The following is a 15,259-nucleotide window of genomic DNA, read 5'->3' as shown; positions in this document are numbered from 1 at the left end:
AACCATGGGTGCCGCACTGGACACCGACAAGGACGCGGAGCCGTCCGCGCCGGTACTCGCCGCGTACAGCTACTGCGAGGCCGTCACCGGCGGGCAGGCGCGCAACTTCGCGTACGGCATCAGACTGCTGCCGACGCCCAAGCGGCGCGCCATGTCCGCGCTCTACGCCTTCTCGCGACGGGTCGACGACATCGGCGACGGCGAGCTGCCCGCCGAGGTCAAGCACACCCGCCTTGAGGAGACCCGCCGCCTCCTCGACCGGGTGCGCGGCGGCGCCGTCGAGGAGGACGACACCGACCCCGTTGCCGTCGCCCTCACTCACGCCGCGCGCGCCTTCCCGATCCCGCTCGGCGGCCTCGACGAACTCATCGACGGCGTCCTCATGGACGTACGCGGCGAGACCTACGAGACCTGGGACGAGCTGAAGACGTACTGCCGCTGTGTCGCCGGGGCCATCGGGCGGCTCTCGCTCGGCGTCTTCGGCACCGAACCGGGCGCGCAGCAGTCCGAGCGCGCCCCGGAGTACGCCGACACGCTCGGTCTCGCCCTCCAACTCACCAATATCCTCAGGGACGTTCGGGAAGACGCCGAGGGTGGCCGCGTCTACCTGCCGGCGGACGACCTCGCCAAGTTCGGCTGCACGGACGCGTTCCTCGGCCCCGAACCGCCGCGGGGCGCCGACTTCGCCGGGCTCGTGCACTTCGAAGTGCGCCGCGCCCGCGCCCTGTTCGTCGAGGGGTACCGTCTGCTGCCGATGCTCGACCGGCGCAGCGGCGCCTGCGTCGCCGCCATGGCCGGCATCTACCGCCGCCTCCTCGACCGCATCGAGCGCGACCCCGAGGCCGTCCTCCGCGGACGCGTCTCGCTCCCCGGCCACGAGAAGGCGTACGTCGCCGTGCGCGGCCTCTCCGGGCTGGACGCCCGGCACATCGCCCGCAAGGCCACGAGGAGGCGCGCATGAGCGGGTACGAGAGCAGGTCCGCCGTCGTCGTCGGCGGCGGCCTCGCCGGGGTCACCGCCGCCCTCGCGCTCGCCGACGGCGGCCTGCGCGTCACCCTCCTCGAAGGTCGGCCGCGCCTCGGCGGACTCGCGTTCTCGTTCAAGCGCGGCGACCTCTCCGTGGACAACGGCCAGCACGTGTACCTGCGTTGCTGCACCGCGTACCGCTGGTTCCTCGACCGGATCGGCGGCGCCGCGCTCGCCCCGCTGCAGGACCGGCTCGACGTCCCCGTCCTGGACGCCGAGCGGATGCGGCTGGGACGGCTGCGCCGCACCGCGCTGCCCGTGCCGCTGCACCTCGCCGCGAGCCTGTCCACCTACCCGCACCTCTCGCTCGCCGAGCGGGCCAAGGTGGGGCGCGCCGCGCTCGCCCTGCAGCGGCTCGACCCGGCAGACCCCGCCCTGGACGCACAGGACTTCGGCTCCTGGCTGGCCGCGCGCGGGCAGTCGCCGCGGGCGATCGAGGCGCTGTGGGACCTGGTCGGCGTGGCCACCCTGAACGCCACCGCGCAGGACGCCTCGCTCGGCCTCGCCGCCATGGTCTTCCGGACCGGCCTGCTCACCGAGCCCGACGCCGCCGACATCGGCTGGGCCCACGTCCCGCTCGGCGACCTCCACGACACCCTCGTCCGCAAGGCCCTCACCGCGGCCGGCGTCCGCGTCGAGACCCGCGCCAAGGCCGACGCGATCTCCCGTACGGACAACGGCAGTTGGCAGGTCCGCACGGACGGCGAGCGGATCGACGCCGACGCGGTCGTCCTCGCCGTACCGCAGCGCGAGGCGTACGAGCTGCTGCCCGAGGGCGCGCTCGACGACCCGAAGGCGCTGCTCGGCATCGGCACCGCCCCGATCCTCAACGTCCACGTCCTGTACGACCGCAAGGTGTTCAAGCGGCCGTTCTTCGCGGCGGTCGGCTCGCCCGTGCAGTGGGTCTTCGACCGCACCGACGCCTCCGGGTACACGGGCGGGCAGTACCTCGCCGTGTCCCAGTCCGCCGCGCAGGACGAGATCGACGCGCCCGTCGCACAGCTGCGGGCCCGCTATCTGCCCGAACTGGAGCGGCTGCTGCCCGCGGCACGCGGCGCCCAGGTGCGGGACTTCTTCGTCACCCGGGAGCGCACCGCGACCTTCGCTCCCACCCCTGGCGTCGGCCGGCTGCGGCCCGGCGCCCGCACCGAGGCACCCGGCCTGTACCTGGCCGGCGCGTGGACGGCCACCGGCTGGCCCGCGACCATGGAGGGCGCCGTGCGCAGCGGGACCACCGCGGCACGCGCCGCGCTCTCCGCCCTGAGCCGCCCCCACGACCATCTCTTTCAGGAGGCGGCATGAGCAGTAGCAGTACCGGATCAAGAGGAGAGACTGTGCCGACTGTGCCTTCGGCTGCCGGCGTCGCGGACCACGTCGAGGACGTGGACGTCAGCGGGTTGCTCGACCGCGGGCGGACCCTGGCAACGCCGGTGCTGCGCGCCGCCGTTGACCGCCTCGCGCCGCCCATGGACACCGTGGCCGCGTACCACTTCGGCTGGATCGACGCCGAGGGCCGCCCCTCCGCGGGCGACGGCGGCAAGGCGGTACGCCCGGCGCTCGCCCTGCTCTCCGCCGAGGCCGCCGGAGCCGCCCCCGAGGTGGGCATCCCCGGCGCCGTCGCCGTCGAGCTCGTGCACAACTTCTCGCTGCTCCACGACGACCTGATGGACGGCGACGAGCAGCGCCGGCACCGCGACACGGTGTGGAAGGTGCACGGCCCGGCGCAGGCCATCCTCGTCGGCGACGCCCTCTTCGCCCTCGCCAACGAGATCCTCCTCGAACTCGACACCGTCGAGGCCGGCCGCGCCACCCGCCGCCTCACCATCGCCTCCCGGAAGCTGATCGACGGCCAGGCCCAGGACATCTCGTACGAGCACCGCGAGCGGGTCACCGTCGAGGAGTGCCTGGAGATGGAGGGCAACAAGACCGGCGCCCTGCTCGCCTGCGCCGTCTCCATCGGCGCGGTCCTCGGCGGCGCCGACGAGCGCACCGCGGACGCCCTGGAGCGCTACGGCTACCACCTGGGCCTCGCCTTCCAGGCGGTGGACGACCTGCTCGGCATCTGGGGCGACCCGGACGCGACCGGCAAGCAGACCTGGAGCGACCTGCGCCAGCGCAAGAAGTCGCTGCCCGTGGTCGCCGCCCTGAGCGCCGAGGGCGAGGCCGCCGAGAAGCTGGGCGAGCTGCTCGCCGCCGACGCCAAGAGCACCGACTTCGAGAACTTCTCGGAGGAGGAGTTCGCCGCCCGCGCCGCCCTCATCGAGGAGGCGGGCGGCCGTGCCTGGACCGCCGAGGAGGCGCGCAGGCAGCACCGCATCGCCGTCGAGGCCCTCGACAGCGTGGACATGCCGGACAAGGTCAGGCGGCAGCTCGTCGCCCTGGCCGACTTCGTCGTCGTACGAAAGAGATGATCACCATCCGCGTCTTCCGCAGCACCCGGATATGAATCGCAGTCGCCGGCCGGTGCGCTGACCAGCGCCCACAGCAGGACGAGCACAGGCAGCCACCGGCCGACGGCGGACCCCAGCACAGCAGCACTTCGAGAAGCCACGAATCTGCACGGAGGGGAAGCCATGACAGCGACGACCGACGGAAGCACCGGGGCGGCAGCGCCCCGGGCAGCCGCGGCCCCGGAGACCGACGAGAGCCCCGACACGTTCGAGGCGGCCGTACGGGCCACCGAACGCGCCACCGAGCACCTGCTGTCCCGGCAGCACGCCGACGGCTGGTGGAAGGGCGACCTCGAGACCAATGTGACGATGGACGCGGAAGACCTGCTTCTGCGCCAGTTCCTCGGCATCCGCGACGAGCGGACCACCCGGGCCGCCGCCCTGTTCATCCGCGGCGAGCAGCGCGAGGACGGCACCTGGGCCACCTTCTACGGCGGCCCCGGCGAGCTCTCCACCACCGTCGAGGCGTACGTCGCCCTGCGGCTCGCCGGGGACGACCCCGAGGCGCCGCACATGGCGCGGGCCTCGGCCTGGATCCGCTCCCGCGGCGGCATCGCCCGCGCCCGGGTCTTCACCCGCATCTGGCTGGCCCTGTTCGGCTGGTGGAAGTGGGACGATCTGCCGGAACTCCCGCCGGAACTCATCTACCTGCCGAAGTGGTTCCCGCTCAACATCTACGACTTCGGCTGCTGGGCCCGCCAGACCATCGTGCCGCTCACCATCGTGTCCGCGAAGCGGCCGGTGCGGCCCGCGCCGTTCCCGCTCGACGAGCTGCACACCGACCCGAGCAACCCGAACCCGCCCAAGTCCCCGGCGCCGCTGGCCAGTTGGGACGGTGTGTTCGAGCGGCTCGACAAGGCGCTGCACGCGTACCACAAGGTGGCCGTGCCCGGGCTGCGGCGGATGGCGATGCGCTCGGCGGGCCGCTGGATCGTCGAGCGGCAGGAGAACGACGGCTGCTGGGGCGGCATCCAGCCCCCGGCCGTGTACTCGGTGATCGCCCTGCACCTCCTCGGCTACGACCTCGACCACCCGGTGCTCCGCGAGGGCCTCGCCTCCCTCGACCGGTTCGCGGTGTGGCGGGACGACGGGGCGCGGATGATCGAGGCCTGCCAGTCGCCCGTCTGGGACACCTGCCTCGCGACCATCGCGCTCGCCGACGCCGGGGTGCCCGCCGACGACCCGCGCCTGGTCAAGGCCGCCGACTGGATGCTCGCCGAGCAGATCACCCGGCCCGGCGACTGGTCGGTGCGCAGGCCCGAACTCGCCCCCGGCGGCTGGGCGTTCGAGTTCCACAACGACAACTACCCGGACATCGACGACACCGCCGAGGTCGCCCTGGCCCTGCGCCGGGTGCGGCACCCCGAGCCCGCCCGCGTCGACGCGGCGATCCGCCGGGGCGTCGAGTGGAACCTCGGCATGCAGTCGAAGGACGGGGCCTGGGGCGCCTTCGACGTCGACAACACCAGCGCCTTCCCCAACCGGCTGCCGTTCTGCGACTTCGGCGAGGTCATCGACCCGCCTTCCGCCGACGTCACCGCGCACGTCGTCGAGATGCTCGCGTACGAGGGGAAGGCCGGCGACCCGCGGACCCGGCGGGGCATCGCCTGGCTGCTCGCGGAGCAGGAGGCGAGCGGCGCCTGGTTCGGCCGCTGGGGCGTGAACTACCTGTACGGCACGGGCTCGGTCGTCCCGGCCCTGGTCGCGGCCGGCCTGCCCGCCTCGCACCCGGCGATCCGGCGGGCGGTGCGCTGGCTGGAGTCGGTGCAGAACGAGGACGGCGGCTGGGGCGAGGACCTGCGCTCGTACGTCGACCCGGAGTGGGTGGCGAGCGGCGAGTCCACCGCGTCGCAGACCGCCTGGGCGCTGCTGGCGCTGCTCGCCGCGGACGAGCGGGGCTCGAAGGCCGTCGAGCGCGGCGTCGCCTGGCTCGCCGGGACGCAGAACGCCGACGGGTCTTGGGACGAGCCGTACTTCACCGGCACCGGGTTCCCCTGGGACTTCTCGATCAACTACCACCTGTACCGGCAGGTCTTCCCGCTGACCGCGCTCGGCCGGTACGTCCACGGCACCGGGCACGCGCCGGGGCGGGGGGCCGGAGACGGGCCGGGACGCGGGGCGGACTGATGGCCGACGGTGCGGCGGAGCACGTACCGCCGCTGCTCATCGCCTGTGCGTTGCGCATCGAGAGCCTCGCGCTGCGGACGGGGGAGCGCGGCGGTGCGGGCCTCCCGGTCACCGTGGTGCGGACGGGCATGGGGCCGAAGGCGGCCGAGCGTGCGGTGACGCGCACGCTCGGCGGTCCCGGCCTCGACGGGGCGGCGGTCCTCGCCACCGGCTTCTGCGCGGGCCTCGCGCCCGGCATGCACCCCGGCGACCTGGTGGTCGCCGACGCGACCCGTGACACGTACGGCTCGACGGTCTGCGAAGGCGCCGAGATTCTGGTGAAAGAGCTGGTCAAGGCCGTGCCCGGGCGGACCGTGCACACCGGCGGCCTCACCGGCTCCGACCATGTGGTGCGCGGCCACGAGCGGGCCGAGCTGCGTGCCGGGGGCGCCATCGCCGTCGACATGGAGTCCGCGGCGACGCTGCGGGCGGCGGCCCGGGTGGGGGCCCGCCCGGTTGCGGCCGTACGGGTGGTCGTGGACGCTCCTGAGCATGAGCTCGTCCGGATCGGCACGGTGCGCGGTGGAATATCGGCTTTCCGCGTTCTACGCGGCATCCTTCCGGCTTTTTATGAATGGCACCGTTCTTTGCTGCTCCCCAGGAGGTGAGCGAGTCATGGCCATGCCGCTGAGGCAGTCCATCAAGGTGGCTACGTATCTGTTCGAACAGAAGCTCCGGAAGCGGGACAAGTTCCCGCTGATCGTCGAGCTCGAACCGCTTTTCGCGTGCAACCTGAAATGCGAGGGCTGCGGAAAGATCCAGCACCCGGCCGGGGTGCTGAAGCAGCGCATGCCGGTGGCGCAGGCGGTCGGCGCCGTTCTGGAGTCCGGTGCGCCGATGGTGTCCATCGCCGGCGGCGAGCCGCTGATGCACCCTCAGATCGACGAGATCGTACGGCAGTTGGTGGCCCGCAAGAAGTACGTGTTCCTGTGCACCAACGCGATGCTGCTGCGCAAGAAGATCGAGAAGTTCACGCCCTCGCCGTACTTCGCGTTCGCCGTGCACATCGACGGCATGCGGGAACGGCACGACGAGTCGGTCGCCAAGGAAGGCGTCTTCGACGAGGCGGTCGAGGCCATCAAGGAGGCCAAGCGGCGCGGCTTCCGGGTCACCACCAATTCGACCTTCTTCAACACCGACACCCCGCAGACCGTCATCGAGGTGCTGAATTTCCTCAACGACGACCTGCAGGTGGACGAGATGATGCTCTCGCCCGCCTACGCCTACGAGAAGGCGCCCGACCAGGAGCATTTCCTCGGCGTCGAGCAGACCCGGGAACTCTTCAAGAAGACCTTCGCGGGCGGCAACCGCGGACGCTGGCGGCTCAACCACTCGCCGCTGTTCCTCGACTTCCTCGAGGGCAAGGTCGATTTCCCGTGCACGGCCTGGGCCATTCCGAACTATTCGCTGTTCGGCTGGCAGAAGCCCTGCTACCTGATGAGCGACGGCTATGTGCCGACGTACCGGCAGCTCATCGAGGAGACCGACTGGGACGCGTACGGCCGCGGCAAGGACCCGCGCTGCGCCAACTGCATGGCGCACTGCGGATACGAGCCGACGGCCGTGCTCGCCACGATGGGCTCGCTGAAGGAGTCGCTGCGGGCGATGCGGGAAACCGTCACGAGCGGCTGACGCTCACCGGGCGGCCGGCCCACGAGCCGGCCGCCCGCGGCCGTACGGGACGCGCCAGTTGGAGACGTGCCACTTCGAGAGGGGGCCCGCATGACGATCCTGGAGAACATCCGGGGGCCGCAGGACCTGAAGGCGCTCGACGGAGCGGAACTCGGCGAACTCGCCCGGGAGATCCGGGAGTTCCTGGTCCACGCGGTCACCCGCACCGGCGGTCACCTGGGGCCCAACCTGGGCGTGGTGGAGCTGACCGTCGCCCTGCACCGGGTCTTCGACTCGCCCGTCGACCGGCTGGTCTGGGACACCGGCCACCAGTCGTACGTGCACAAGCTCCTCACCGGGCGGCAGGACTTCTCCAAGCTGCGCGGCAAGGGCGGCCTCTCCGGCTACCCCTCGCGTGCGGAGTCCGAGCACGACATCGTCGAGAACAGCCACGCCTCCACCGCGCTCGGCTGGGCCGACGGGCTCGCCAAGGCCCGGGACGCGCGCGGCGAGCGCAGCCATGTCGTCGCCGTCATCGGGGACGGGGCGCTCACCGGCGGCATGGCCTGGGAGGCGCTCAACAACATCGCCGCCGCCAAGGACCGCCCGCTGATCGTCGTCGTCAACGACAACGAGCGCTCGTACGCCCCCACCATCGGCGGCCTCGCCGACCACCTTGCCGCACTGCGCACCACCGACGGCTACGAGAAGGTGCTCGCCTGGGGCAAGGAGGTGCTGCAGCACACGCCGGTGATAGGGCAGCCGCTGTACGGGTCGCTGCACGGCGCGAAGAAGGGCTTCAAGGACGCGTTCGCGCCGCAGGGCATGTTCGAGGACCTGGGCCTGAAGTACGTGGGGCCGGTCGACGGGCACGACGTCGCGGCCGTCGAGGCCGCGCTGCGGCAGGCAAAACGGTTCACCGGGCCGGTGCTCGTGCACTGCATCACCGAGAAGGGCCGCGGCTACGAGCCGGCCCTCGCCGACGAGGCGGACCGCTTCCACACCGTGGGCGTGATGGACCCGCACACCTGCGAGCCGCTCACGCCCGCGGGCGGGCCGTCCTGGACGTCGGTGTTCGGCGAGGAGATCGTCGCGATCGCCGAGGAGCGGCCCGACGTCGTGGGCATCACGGCGGCCATGCTGCACCCGGTGGGCTTCGGCCCGTTCGCGGAGCGCTTCCCCGAGCGGGTCTGGGACGTCGGCATCGCCGAGCAGCACGCCGTCGTCTCGGCCGCGGGCCTGGCGAGCGGCGGACTGCACCCGGTGGTCGCCGTGTACGCCACGTTCCTCAACCGGGCCTTCGACCAGCTGCTCATGGACGTCGCCCTGCACGGCTGCGGCGTGACGTTCGTGCTCGACCGGGCCGGGGTGACCGGGGCCGACGGCGCGTCCCACAATGGCATGTGGGACCTCTCCGTCCTCCAGGTCGTGCCGGGCCTGAGGATCGCCGCGCCCCGTGACGGCGACCAGCTGCGCGCCCAGCTCCGCGAGGCCGTCGACGTGCACGACGCGCCCACCCTGGTCCGCTTCCCGAAGGAGTGCGCCGGACCCGCGGTGCCCGCCGTCGACCGGATCGGCGGCCTGGACGTGCTGCACCTGCCCGCCGCCGGCGAGGCGCCGGACGTGCTGCTCGTCGCGGTCGGCGTGATGGCCGAGGTCTGCCTCGGGGCCGCCGAACTGCTCGCCGCACGCGGCATCGGCTGCACGGTGGTCGACCCGCGCTGGGTCAAGCCCGTCGACCCGGCGCTGCCGCAACTCGCCGCCCGGCACCGGCTCGTGGCCGTCGTCGAGGACAACTCCCGTACGTCCGGGGTGGGTGCGGCCGTCGGGCAGGCGCTGCAGGACGCCGAGGTGGACCTGCCGCTGCGCACCTTCGGCGTGCCCGAGCAGTTCCTCGCGCACGCCAAGCGCGGCGAGGTCCTGGCCGACCTCGGGCTCACCCCCGTCGACATCGCCGGACGCATCGGCGCGAGCCTCGCCCGCAAGGCCCGTACGCCCGACCAGGCCCCGCAAGGAGAAGCGTGATGACGCCGCAGGAGCCGCAGAATCGATTCGACCTCGCCGCGCTGCTGGCCGAGCGGGGCGCGGAGCGGTACGAGCTGCACGCCCGGCACCTCAACCATCAGCTGCCCCGCATGCTGCACACCATCGGCTTCGACAAGGTCTACGAGCGGGCCGAGGGCGCGTACTTCTGGGACGCGGACGGGAACGACTACCTCGACATGCTGGCGGGCTTCGGCGTGATGGGCGTCGGCCGCCACCACCCCGTCGTCCGCAAGGCGCTGCACGACGTGCTCGACGCGCAGCTCGCCGACCTCACCCGGTTCGACTGCCAGCCGCTGCCCGGGCTGCTCGCCGAGAAGCTGCTCGCGCACAGCCCGCACCTGGACCGGGTGTTCTTCGGCAACAGCGGCACGGAGGCGGTGGAGACGGCGCTGAAGTTCGCCCGGTACGCGACGGGCCGGCCGCGGGTCCTGTACTGCACGCACGCCTTCCACGGGCTGACCGCCGGGGCGCTCTCGGTCAACGGGGAGGCGGGGTTCCGCGACGGGTTCGCGCCGCTGCTGCCCGACACGGCGGTGCCGCTCGGCGATCTGGACGCGCTGGCACGGGAGTTGCGGCACGGGGACGTGGCGGCCCTCGTCGTCGAGCCGATCCAGGGCAAGGGCGTGCACGCCTGCCCGCCCGGATTCCTGCGCGCCGCCCAGGAGTTGCTGCACCGGCACAAGGCGCTGCTGATCGCGGACGAGGTGCAGACGGGGCTCGGCAGGACCGGGGACTTCTACGCGTACCAGCACGAGGACGGCGTCGAGCCGGACCTGGTGTGCGTGGCGAAGGCGCTGTCCGGCGGGTACGTGCCGGTCGGCGCGACGCTCGGGAAGGAGTGGATCTTCAAGAAGGTCTACTCGTCGATGGACCGGGTCCTGGTGCACTCGGCCAGCTTCGGGTCCAACGCCCAGGCCATGGCCGCGGGGCTCGCCGTCCTGTCGGTGATCGAGAACGAGCAGCTGGTCGCCAACGCCCGGGCCACGGGCGAGCAGTTGAAGTCCCGGCTCGCGGCGCTGGTCGACCGCTACGAGCTGCTGCACGAGGTACGCGGCCGGGGCCTGATGATCGGCATCGAGTTCGGGCGGCCCGACTCGCTGAAGCTGCGCAGCCGTTGGGCCGCTCTCCAGGTGGCGCGCAAGGGGTTGTTCGCGCAGATGGTGGTCGTGCCGCTGCTGCAGAAGCACCGGATTCTCACGCAGGTCTCCGGGGACCACCTGGAGGTGATCAAGCTGATTCCGCCGCTGGTCGTGGGGGAGCGGGAGGTCGAGCGGTTCGTCGGGGCGTTCACGGCCGTGATGGACGAGGCGCACAGCGGGGGCGGACTGATGTGGGACTTCGGGCGGACGCTGGTGAAGCAGGCCGTCGCGGGGCGGTGAGCCCTCGAAAGGGTGCCTTTGCCTCTGAGGCAAAAAGTTTGCCCCAGAGGCATGTCTCTGACTGAATCGACGGTATGAGCTCCGCCGATCCGGAACCGGCCCTGCCGGCCGTCGTCGCCCCGCAGCTGCGCGAGCTGCGCCGCCGCTCCGCGCTGACCCTGGAGGCCGCGGCCCGCACCGCCGGGCTCTCGCCCGCCCATCTGTCCCGCCTGGAGACGGGCCACCGCCAGCCTTCGCTGCCGGTGCTGCTCTCGCTCGCCCGTATCTACGGTACGACGGTGTCGGAGCTGCTCGGCGAGACGGTCGCCGACCGGGACGCGGTGGTCCGCGCCGCCGACATGGAGCCGACGCGGGCCGGCGGCTGGACGTACTGGCAGGCGGGCGCCGCGGGGCGGGGGATGCAGGCCCTGCGCGTGCATGTGCCGCACGGGGCGCAGGGCGACATCGTGCGGGTGCATCCGGGCGAGGAGTGGCTGTACGTACTCGAAGGGCGGTTGCGGCTGCATCTCGGGGACACCGCGCACACGCTCGACCCGGGGGACAGCGCGCACTTCGACTCGCTCACCCCGCACCGGATCGGGGCCGCCGACGAGGGCGGCGCCGACCTCCTCTTCGTCCACACGCTGCTGCAGAGCCCCGCCACCGCGTTGTGCCTGGGCGGGCCCACCCGAGGGGAACCGCGATGAACACCGAAGACGACGCGATCGGCAGCGAGAATGCCGCGCAGCAGCCCGCCCGGCGTTCCATGGAGGAGAAGTTTCCCCGTGGCCTCTGGGTCCGGCTGATCATTTATGTGGCCGTGGGGCATCTCTTCGCGGCGTTCGTCTATCTGCTGTTCACCCTGGGCGGCCAGAACCAGTGATCCGGGCGCTGCGGTGTTCTAGTCGAGCAGGTTGGCGCGGAGGCGTTCGCGTATCTCCGGGGTGATCCGCAGGCCCTGTTCCAGATACGTGTCGACCGTGCCCCAGGTTTCCTCGATCGTGGTGAACGCCGCCGCCAGGTATTCGGCGCGGGCGTCGAAGAGAGGGCTGAGGAGCTCCATCACCTCGTCGGACATGGCGTCGGGGGAGGTGCTGCTGCGGTGCACCTTGTACCGCCGGTGGGCCGCGTTGGACTGGAGGTAGTCCTCCTCGATCGCCGGGCGCTCGACGCCGACCGCGAGCAGCGTGACGGCGATGGAGAGGCCCGCGCGGTCCTTGCCGGCGGCGCAGTGCATCAGGGCCGGCACGCTGTCCTCGGCGAGCGCGTGCAGGACGTGGCTGTGCTCGGCCGTGCGCTCCTTGATGATCGTGCGGTACGACGTGATCATCCGGTTCGCCGCCTTGCCGTCGGAGAGCAGGCCGCGCAGCTGGGCCGTGTCGCCCTCGCGGACCATCTTCCAGAACTCGGCGCCGTCGGCCGGGTCGGTCAGCGGCAGGTTCACGTTCCGCACGCCGGGCAGGGCGACGTCCTGGCCCTCCAGCTTCTGGTCCGCGGCGTTGCGGAAGTCGAAGATCGTGTGCAGGCCGAGGCCGGCGAGGAAGTCCGCGTCCGCCTCCGTGGCGTGCGCGAGGTGGCCGCTGCGGAAGAGGCGTCCCGCCCGCACCCGGCGCCCGTCGACGGTCGGCAGCCCGCCGAGGTCCCGGAAGTTGCGTACCCCTGCGAGCTCGGGCTCTGTCGACGGGACCTGCTGCGTCACGGGGGCTCCTCCCATTCGGCCGTCGGCGCTGCTCGTCGACGGGGCGCGTCTTCGACGATACGACACACGTACGACATGAGTTCCTGGGGCAAGCAGTTGTCCGGGGGCGGGGGGAAGTGCGGCGAACGGGCTGGGGAGCTTGCGGCAATCGGCGCACATTCTGCAGTTCGCCTTCAATGTCCGTTTCAGGGTGTTCGCGGTAACTGGCCCTGGAGTAAAGGGAGGTGGGGCGAACTGTCGTGAGCGGGATCATATTCGTGACGGTGCGTGGCGGTCTCCGGCGGGCGATTTCCTTATGCCTGAACGCCCTTGAAGTTTCCGTGTCGACGGAGTGTGACCGTGAATTCGAGAAAGGATCACCGTTCCGTGCGGGCCCGGGAATTGAATCCTTGTCGGCCCGCTCTTCGCTCCATTACGGTCGCCGACGTCCGGGCGGACGCCCAATCCTGCCGCCGTCCGGATTCCCGCACACCCACCCGTGCACGGCAGGAGCGGGGGACCCACGGTAAAACGCCGGATCCGGTCCACCGGAGCGGCTTGGGGTGAAGTCGCGGAAACGCGGCCGGGCAGCTCCAGCCCGAACCCGACAGCTCACCTCGCAGGCGCCGGAGAGGAATTCGCCATGCCCGCGAAGGGTAAGCACCGCCGTCCCAAGTCCCTGCGCCTCACCCGCGGTTTCGCCGTCGCCGGAACCGGCTCGGCCGCGCTCGCGCTGCCGCTGCTCGGTGCCACCGGAGCGAACGCCGCCGCCCCCGAGGCCGCCCCCGCCACCACCGAACTGGCCGCCGCCGGCGCGCAGTCCGCCGCGCAGGCCGCACCGCAGACCGCCCCGCAGGCCGCCTCCAAGGCCGCCGAGTCGTACTCCGTGGTCTCCGGCGACACCCTCTCCGGGATCGCCCGGCAGCTCGACGTGGACGGCGGCTGGAAGCGGCTGTACGAGGACAACCGCAAGGTCGTCGGCGGTGACCCGGGCCTGATCCTGCCCGGCCAGAAGCTGACCGTCGGCGGTGCGAAGGCCGAGGCGCCCAAGGCCGCGAAGAAGGCCCCGGCCAAGGCGGCCGAGCCCGCGAAGCCCGCCAAGGCCGAGTCGGCCCCGGCCGAGGCCGAGCCCGCCGCCGCGGACGGCTTCACCGCCCCGGTCGAGGCCGCCGTCTCCACCGCGTACCGCACCGCCGGCGGCATGTGGTCCAGCGGCTACCACACCGGCACCGACTTCGTCGTCCCGACCGGCACGCCCATCAAGGCCATCGGCGAGGGCACCGTCGTCTCCGCCGGCTGGAGCGGCTCGTACGGCAACGAGGTCGTCATCCGGCACGCCGACGGGCACTACTCCCAGTACGCCCACATGACCTCCCTGAACGTGGCCAGTGGCCAGACCGTCAGCGGCGGCCAGCAGATCGGCCTGTCCGGCTCCACCGGCAACTCCACCGGACCGCACCTGCACTTCGAGGTGCGCACCGGCCCGAGCTACGGCTCCGACGTCGACCCGCTGGCGTACCTGCGCTCGCACGGCGTCACTGTCTGACGCGGCGTCTGCTCCCGTACGCGGACCGGCACTCGGGAATCCCGAGCGCCGGTCCGTCGTACGTTTCGGACACGCCCTGAACGTCACCGGACCAGCCACGCGCCCGCCGCGAGGAGCAGGCAGCGCACCCCGTCCCGCACCGCCCGCTCCGGTACCGGGGCGAACAGCGGGGAGTGGTTGTGCGGGATGTGGGGCGGGAGGCCGGTCGCCAGGTCGGCCGGGGCGAGCCCGGCGAAGCCGGCCGGGTCGAGGCCGCCGAAGACCCAGTACACCGACGGCACGCCCAGGGCGCTGCCGAACACCCCGAAGTCCTCGGCGCCGGTGAGGGGTTGAGGGAGCGTCAGGACCGCGTCGGCGCCGAGCGCGGTGCGGAACGCGGCGTCGACGGTCGCACTCGCCGCCGGGTCGTTGACCGTCGCCGGGAAGCTGCTCAGCAGGGTCGTCTCGGGCGGTTTCGGCGCCGCCGACGCCGCCGCCTCCGCCTGCACGATCCGCTCGACGGCCGCGAGGAGCTGCTCCCGTACGTCGGATGTCGTGCTGCGCAGGGTCAGCTTCAGGTCGGCGGTGTCCGGGATGACGTTCTCGCGCGTCCCGGCGTTGATCGAGCCCACGCTGAGGACGGCCGTGCGCTCCGGGGCGACCTCCCGGGACACCACCGTCTGCAGCCGCAGCACGACCGCGGCGGCCATCACCACCGGGTCGACCGTCGACGCCGGGCTCGACCCGTGCCCGCCCCGGCCGTGCAGCCGTACCGCCAGGCCGTCCGCCGCGGCCGTCATCGGGCCGGGCCGGAGCGCGACGAGCCCGGCCGGGGCGGGGGCCACGTGCTGGGCCAGGCAGACGTCGGCGCGCGGGAAGCGGTCGAGGAAGCCGTCGTCGAGCATCGCGGGGGCGCCACCGACCTCCTCGGCGGGCTGGAACACCGCCACGACCGTGCCGCGCCAGGCCGACCGGTTCGCGGCGAGCAGCGCGGTCGCGCCGAGCAGGCAGGTGACGTGCAGGTCGTGCCCGCAGGCGTGCATCACCGGGACCGTCTCCCCGTCGGCGTCCACGGCGGTACGGGTCGACGCGTACGGCAGGCCGGTGGCCTCGCGCACCGGCAGGGCGTCCATGTCGGCGCGCAGCAGCACGACCGGGCCCGGCCCGTTGGCGAGCGTGCCGACCACGCCGGTGCCGCCCACGCCCTCGGTGACCCTCCAGCCCTGCTCCCGCAGCCGCGCGGCGACGATCCCGGCCGTCCGCACCTCCTGGTGGGACAGCTCCGGGTGGGCGTGCAGATCGCGGTAGAGGTCCTGCAGGGAGGCGAGCCGGTCCTCGATCCCGGTGAGCAGCGGCGCGGGCGATGCGGTCATGGGGCTCCCTCTCGGTACGGGGCGCG

The 15,259-nt window shown here is 72.5% G+C and carries 13 protein-coding genes and 1 riboswitch; of the genes, 11 read left to right on the top strand and 2 right to left on the bottom strand.

Going from position 1 to position 15,259, the window contains the following annotated elements:
• The first annotated feature begins 4 nt into the window (after positions 1–4).
• The 10 genes from hpnD (at position 5) to ACIDOF_RS24240 (ending at position 11,540) form a co-directional block, all read left to right on the top strand.
• The gene (gene hpnD / locus ACIDOF_RS24285; protein WP_409008179.1) at positions 5–961 is read left to right on the top strand and encodes a presqualene diphosphate synthase HpnD; all 957 of its coding nucleotides are present in this window, start codon (positions 5–7) and stop codon (positions 959–961) included.
• The gene (hpnE, locus tag ACIDOF_RS24280; RefSeq protein ID WP_409008178.1) at positions 958–2,328 is read left to right on the top strand and encodes a hydroxysqualene dehydroxylase HpnE; all 1,371 of its coding nucleotides are present in this window, start codon (positions 958–960) and stop codon (positions 2,326–2,328) included. The genes hpnD and hpnE overlap by 4 nt, the downstream gene beginning before the upstream one ends.
• On the top strand, positions 2,325–3,437 hold the full coding sequence (locus tag ACIDOF_RS24275) for a polyprenyl synthetase family protein (RefSeq protein WP_409008177.1): 1,113 nt from the start codon (positions 2,325–2,327) through the stop codon (positions 3,435–3,437). Before hpnE ends, ACIDOF_RS24275 begins: the two co-directional genes overlap by 4 nt.
• 162 nt (positions 3,438–3,599) lie before the next feature.
• The gene (gene shc, locus ACIDOF_RS24270; RefSeq protein WP_409008176.1) at positions 3,600–5,603 is read left to right on the top strand and encodes a squalene--hopene cyclase; all 2,004 of its coding nucleotides are present in this window, start codon (positions 3,600–3,602) and stop codon (positions 5,601–5,603) included.
• Complete coding sequence (locus ACIDOF_RS24265) at positions 5,603–6,250, top strand: 1-hydroxy-2-methyl-2-butenyl 4-diphosphate reductase (protein WP_409008175.1); 648 nt, start codon at positions 5,603–5,605, stop codon at positions 6,248–6,250. Before shc ends, ACIDOF_RS24265 begins: the two co-directional genes overlap by 1 nt.
• Positions 6,251–6,257: 7 nt before the next feature.
• Positions 6,258–7,274, top strand: coding sequence for an adenosyl-hopene transferase HpnH (hpnH, locus tag ACIDOF_RS24260; RefSeq protein ID WP_409008174.1), 1,017 nt, complete (start codon positions 6,258–6,260; stop codon positions 7,272–7,274).
• 90 nt (positions 7,275–7,364) lie between these two features.
• The gene (gene dxs / locus ACIDOF_RS24255; protein ID WP_409008173.1) at positions 7,365–9,278 is read left to right on the top strand and encodes a 1-deoxy-D-xylulose-5-phosphate synthase; all 1,914 of its coding nucleotides are present in this window, start codon (positions 7,365–7,367) and stop codon (positions 9,276–9,278) included.
• Complete coding sequence (locus tag ACIDOF_RS24250) at positions 9,278–10,678, top strand: aspartate aminotransferase family protein (protein ID WP_409008172.1); 1,401 nt, start codon at positions 9,278–9,280, stop codon at positions 10,676–10,678. The genes dxs and ACIDOF_RS24250 overlap by 1 nt, the downstream gene beginning before the upstream one ends.
• Positions 10,679–10,752: 74 nt before the next feature.
• Entirely contained in the window at positions 10,753–11,364 is a 612-nt protein-coding gene (locus ACIDOF_RS24245) for a helix-turn-helix domain-containing protein (protein WP_409008171.1), read from the top strand.
• A gap of 59 nt (positions 11,365–11,423) precedes the next feature.
• A complete protein-coding gene (locus ACIDOF_RS24240) occupies positions 11,424–11,540 on the top strand; it encodes a DUF6126 family protein (protein ID WP_308944148.1) in 117 nt (38 codons plus the stop codon).
• Between the two features lie 18 nt (positions 11,541–11,558).
• Here ACIDOF_RS24240 and ACIDOF_RS24235 read toward each other — a convergent pair whose 3' ends face one another.
• Positions 11,559–12,356 carry a tyrosine-protein phosphatase gene (locus tag ACIDOF_RS24235; RefSeq protein ID WP_409008170.1) on the bottom strand — a complete coding sequence of 266 codons (798 nt, stop codon included), beginning with the start codon at positions 12,354–12,356 and terminating at the stop codon, positions 11,559–11,561.
• Positions 12,357–12,815: 459 nt separating this feature from the next.
• Positions 12,816–12,974: riboswitch (cyclic di-AMP (ydaO/yuaA leader) on the top strand.
• 4 nt (positions 12,975–12,978) lie between these two features.
• On the opposite strand from ACIDOF_RS24235, the gene ACIDOF_RS24230 reads away from it, so the two are divergent.
• Complete coding sequence (locus ACIDOF_RS24230) at positions 12,979–13,881, top strand: peptidoglycan DD-metalloendopeptidase family protein (protein WP_409008169.1); 903 nt, start codon at positions 12,979–12,981, stop codon at positions 13,879–13,881.
• Positions 13,882–13,964: 83 nt separating this feature from the next.
• Here the strand turns inward: ACIDOF_RS24230 and ACIDOF_RS24225 are convergent, their stop codons facing one another.
• Positions 13,965–15,233 (bottom strand): amidohydrolase, encoded by a 1,269-nt coding sequence (locus tag ACIDOF_RS24225; RefSeq protein WP_409008168.1) that lies wholly within the window; start codon positions 15,231–15,233, stop codon positions 13,965–13,967.
• Positions 15,234–15,259: the final 26 nt, after the last annotated feature.

It is taken from the genome of Streptomyces sp. Da 82-17, from assembly GCF_046098215.1.
Lineage (GTDB): Bacteria > Actinomycetota > Actinomycetes > Streptomycetales > Streptomycetaceae > Streptomyces.
This window is presented reverse-complemented; position numbering and strand designations above follow the sequence as displayed.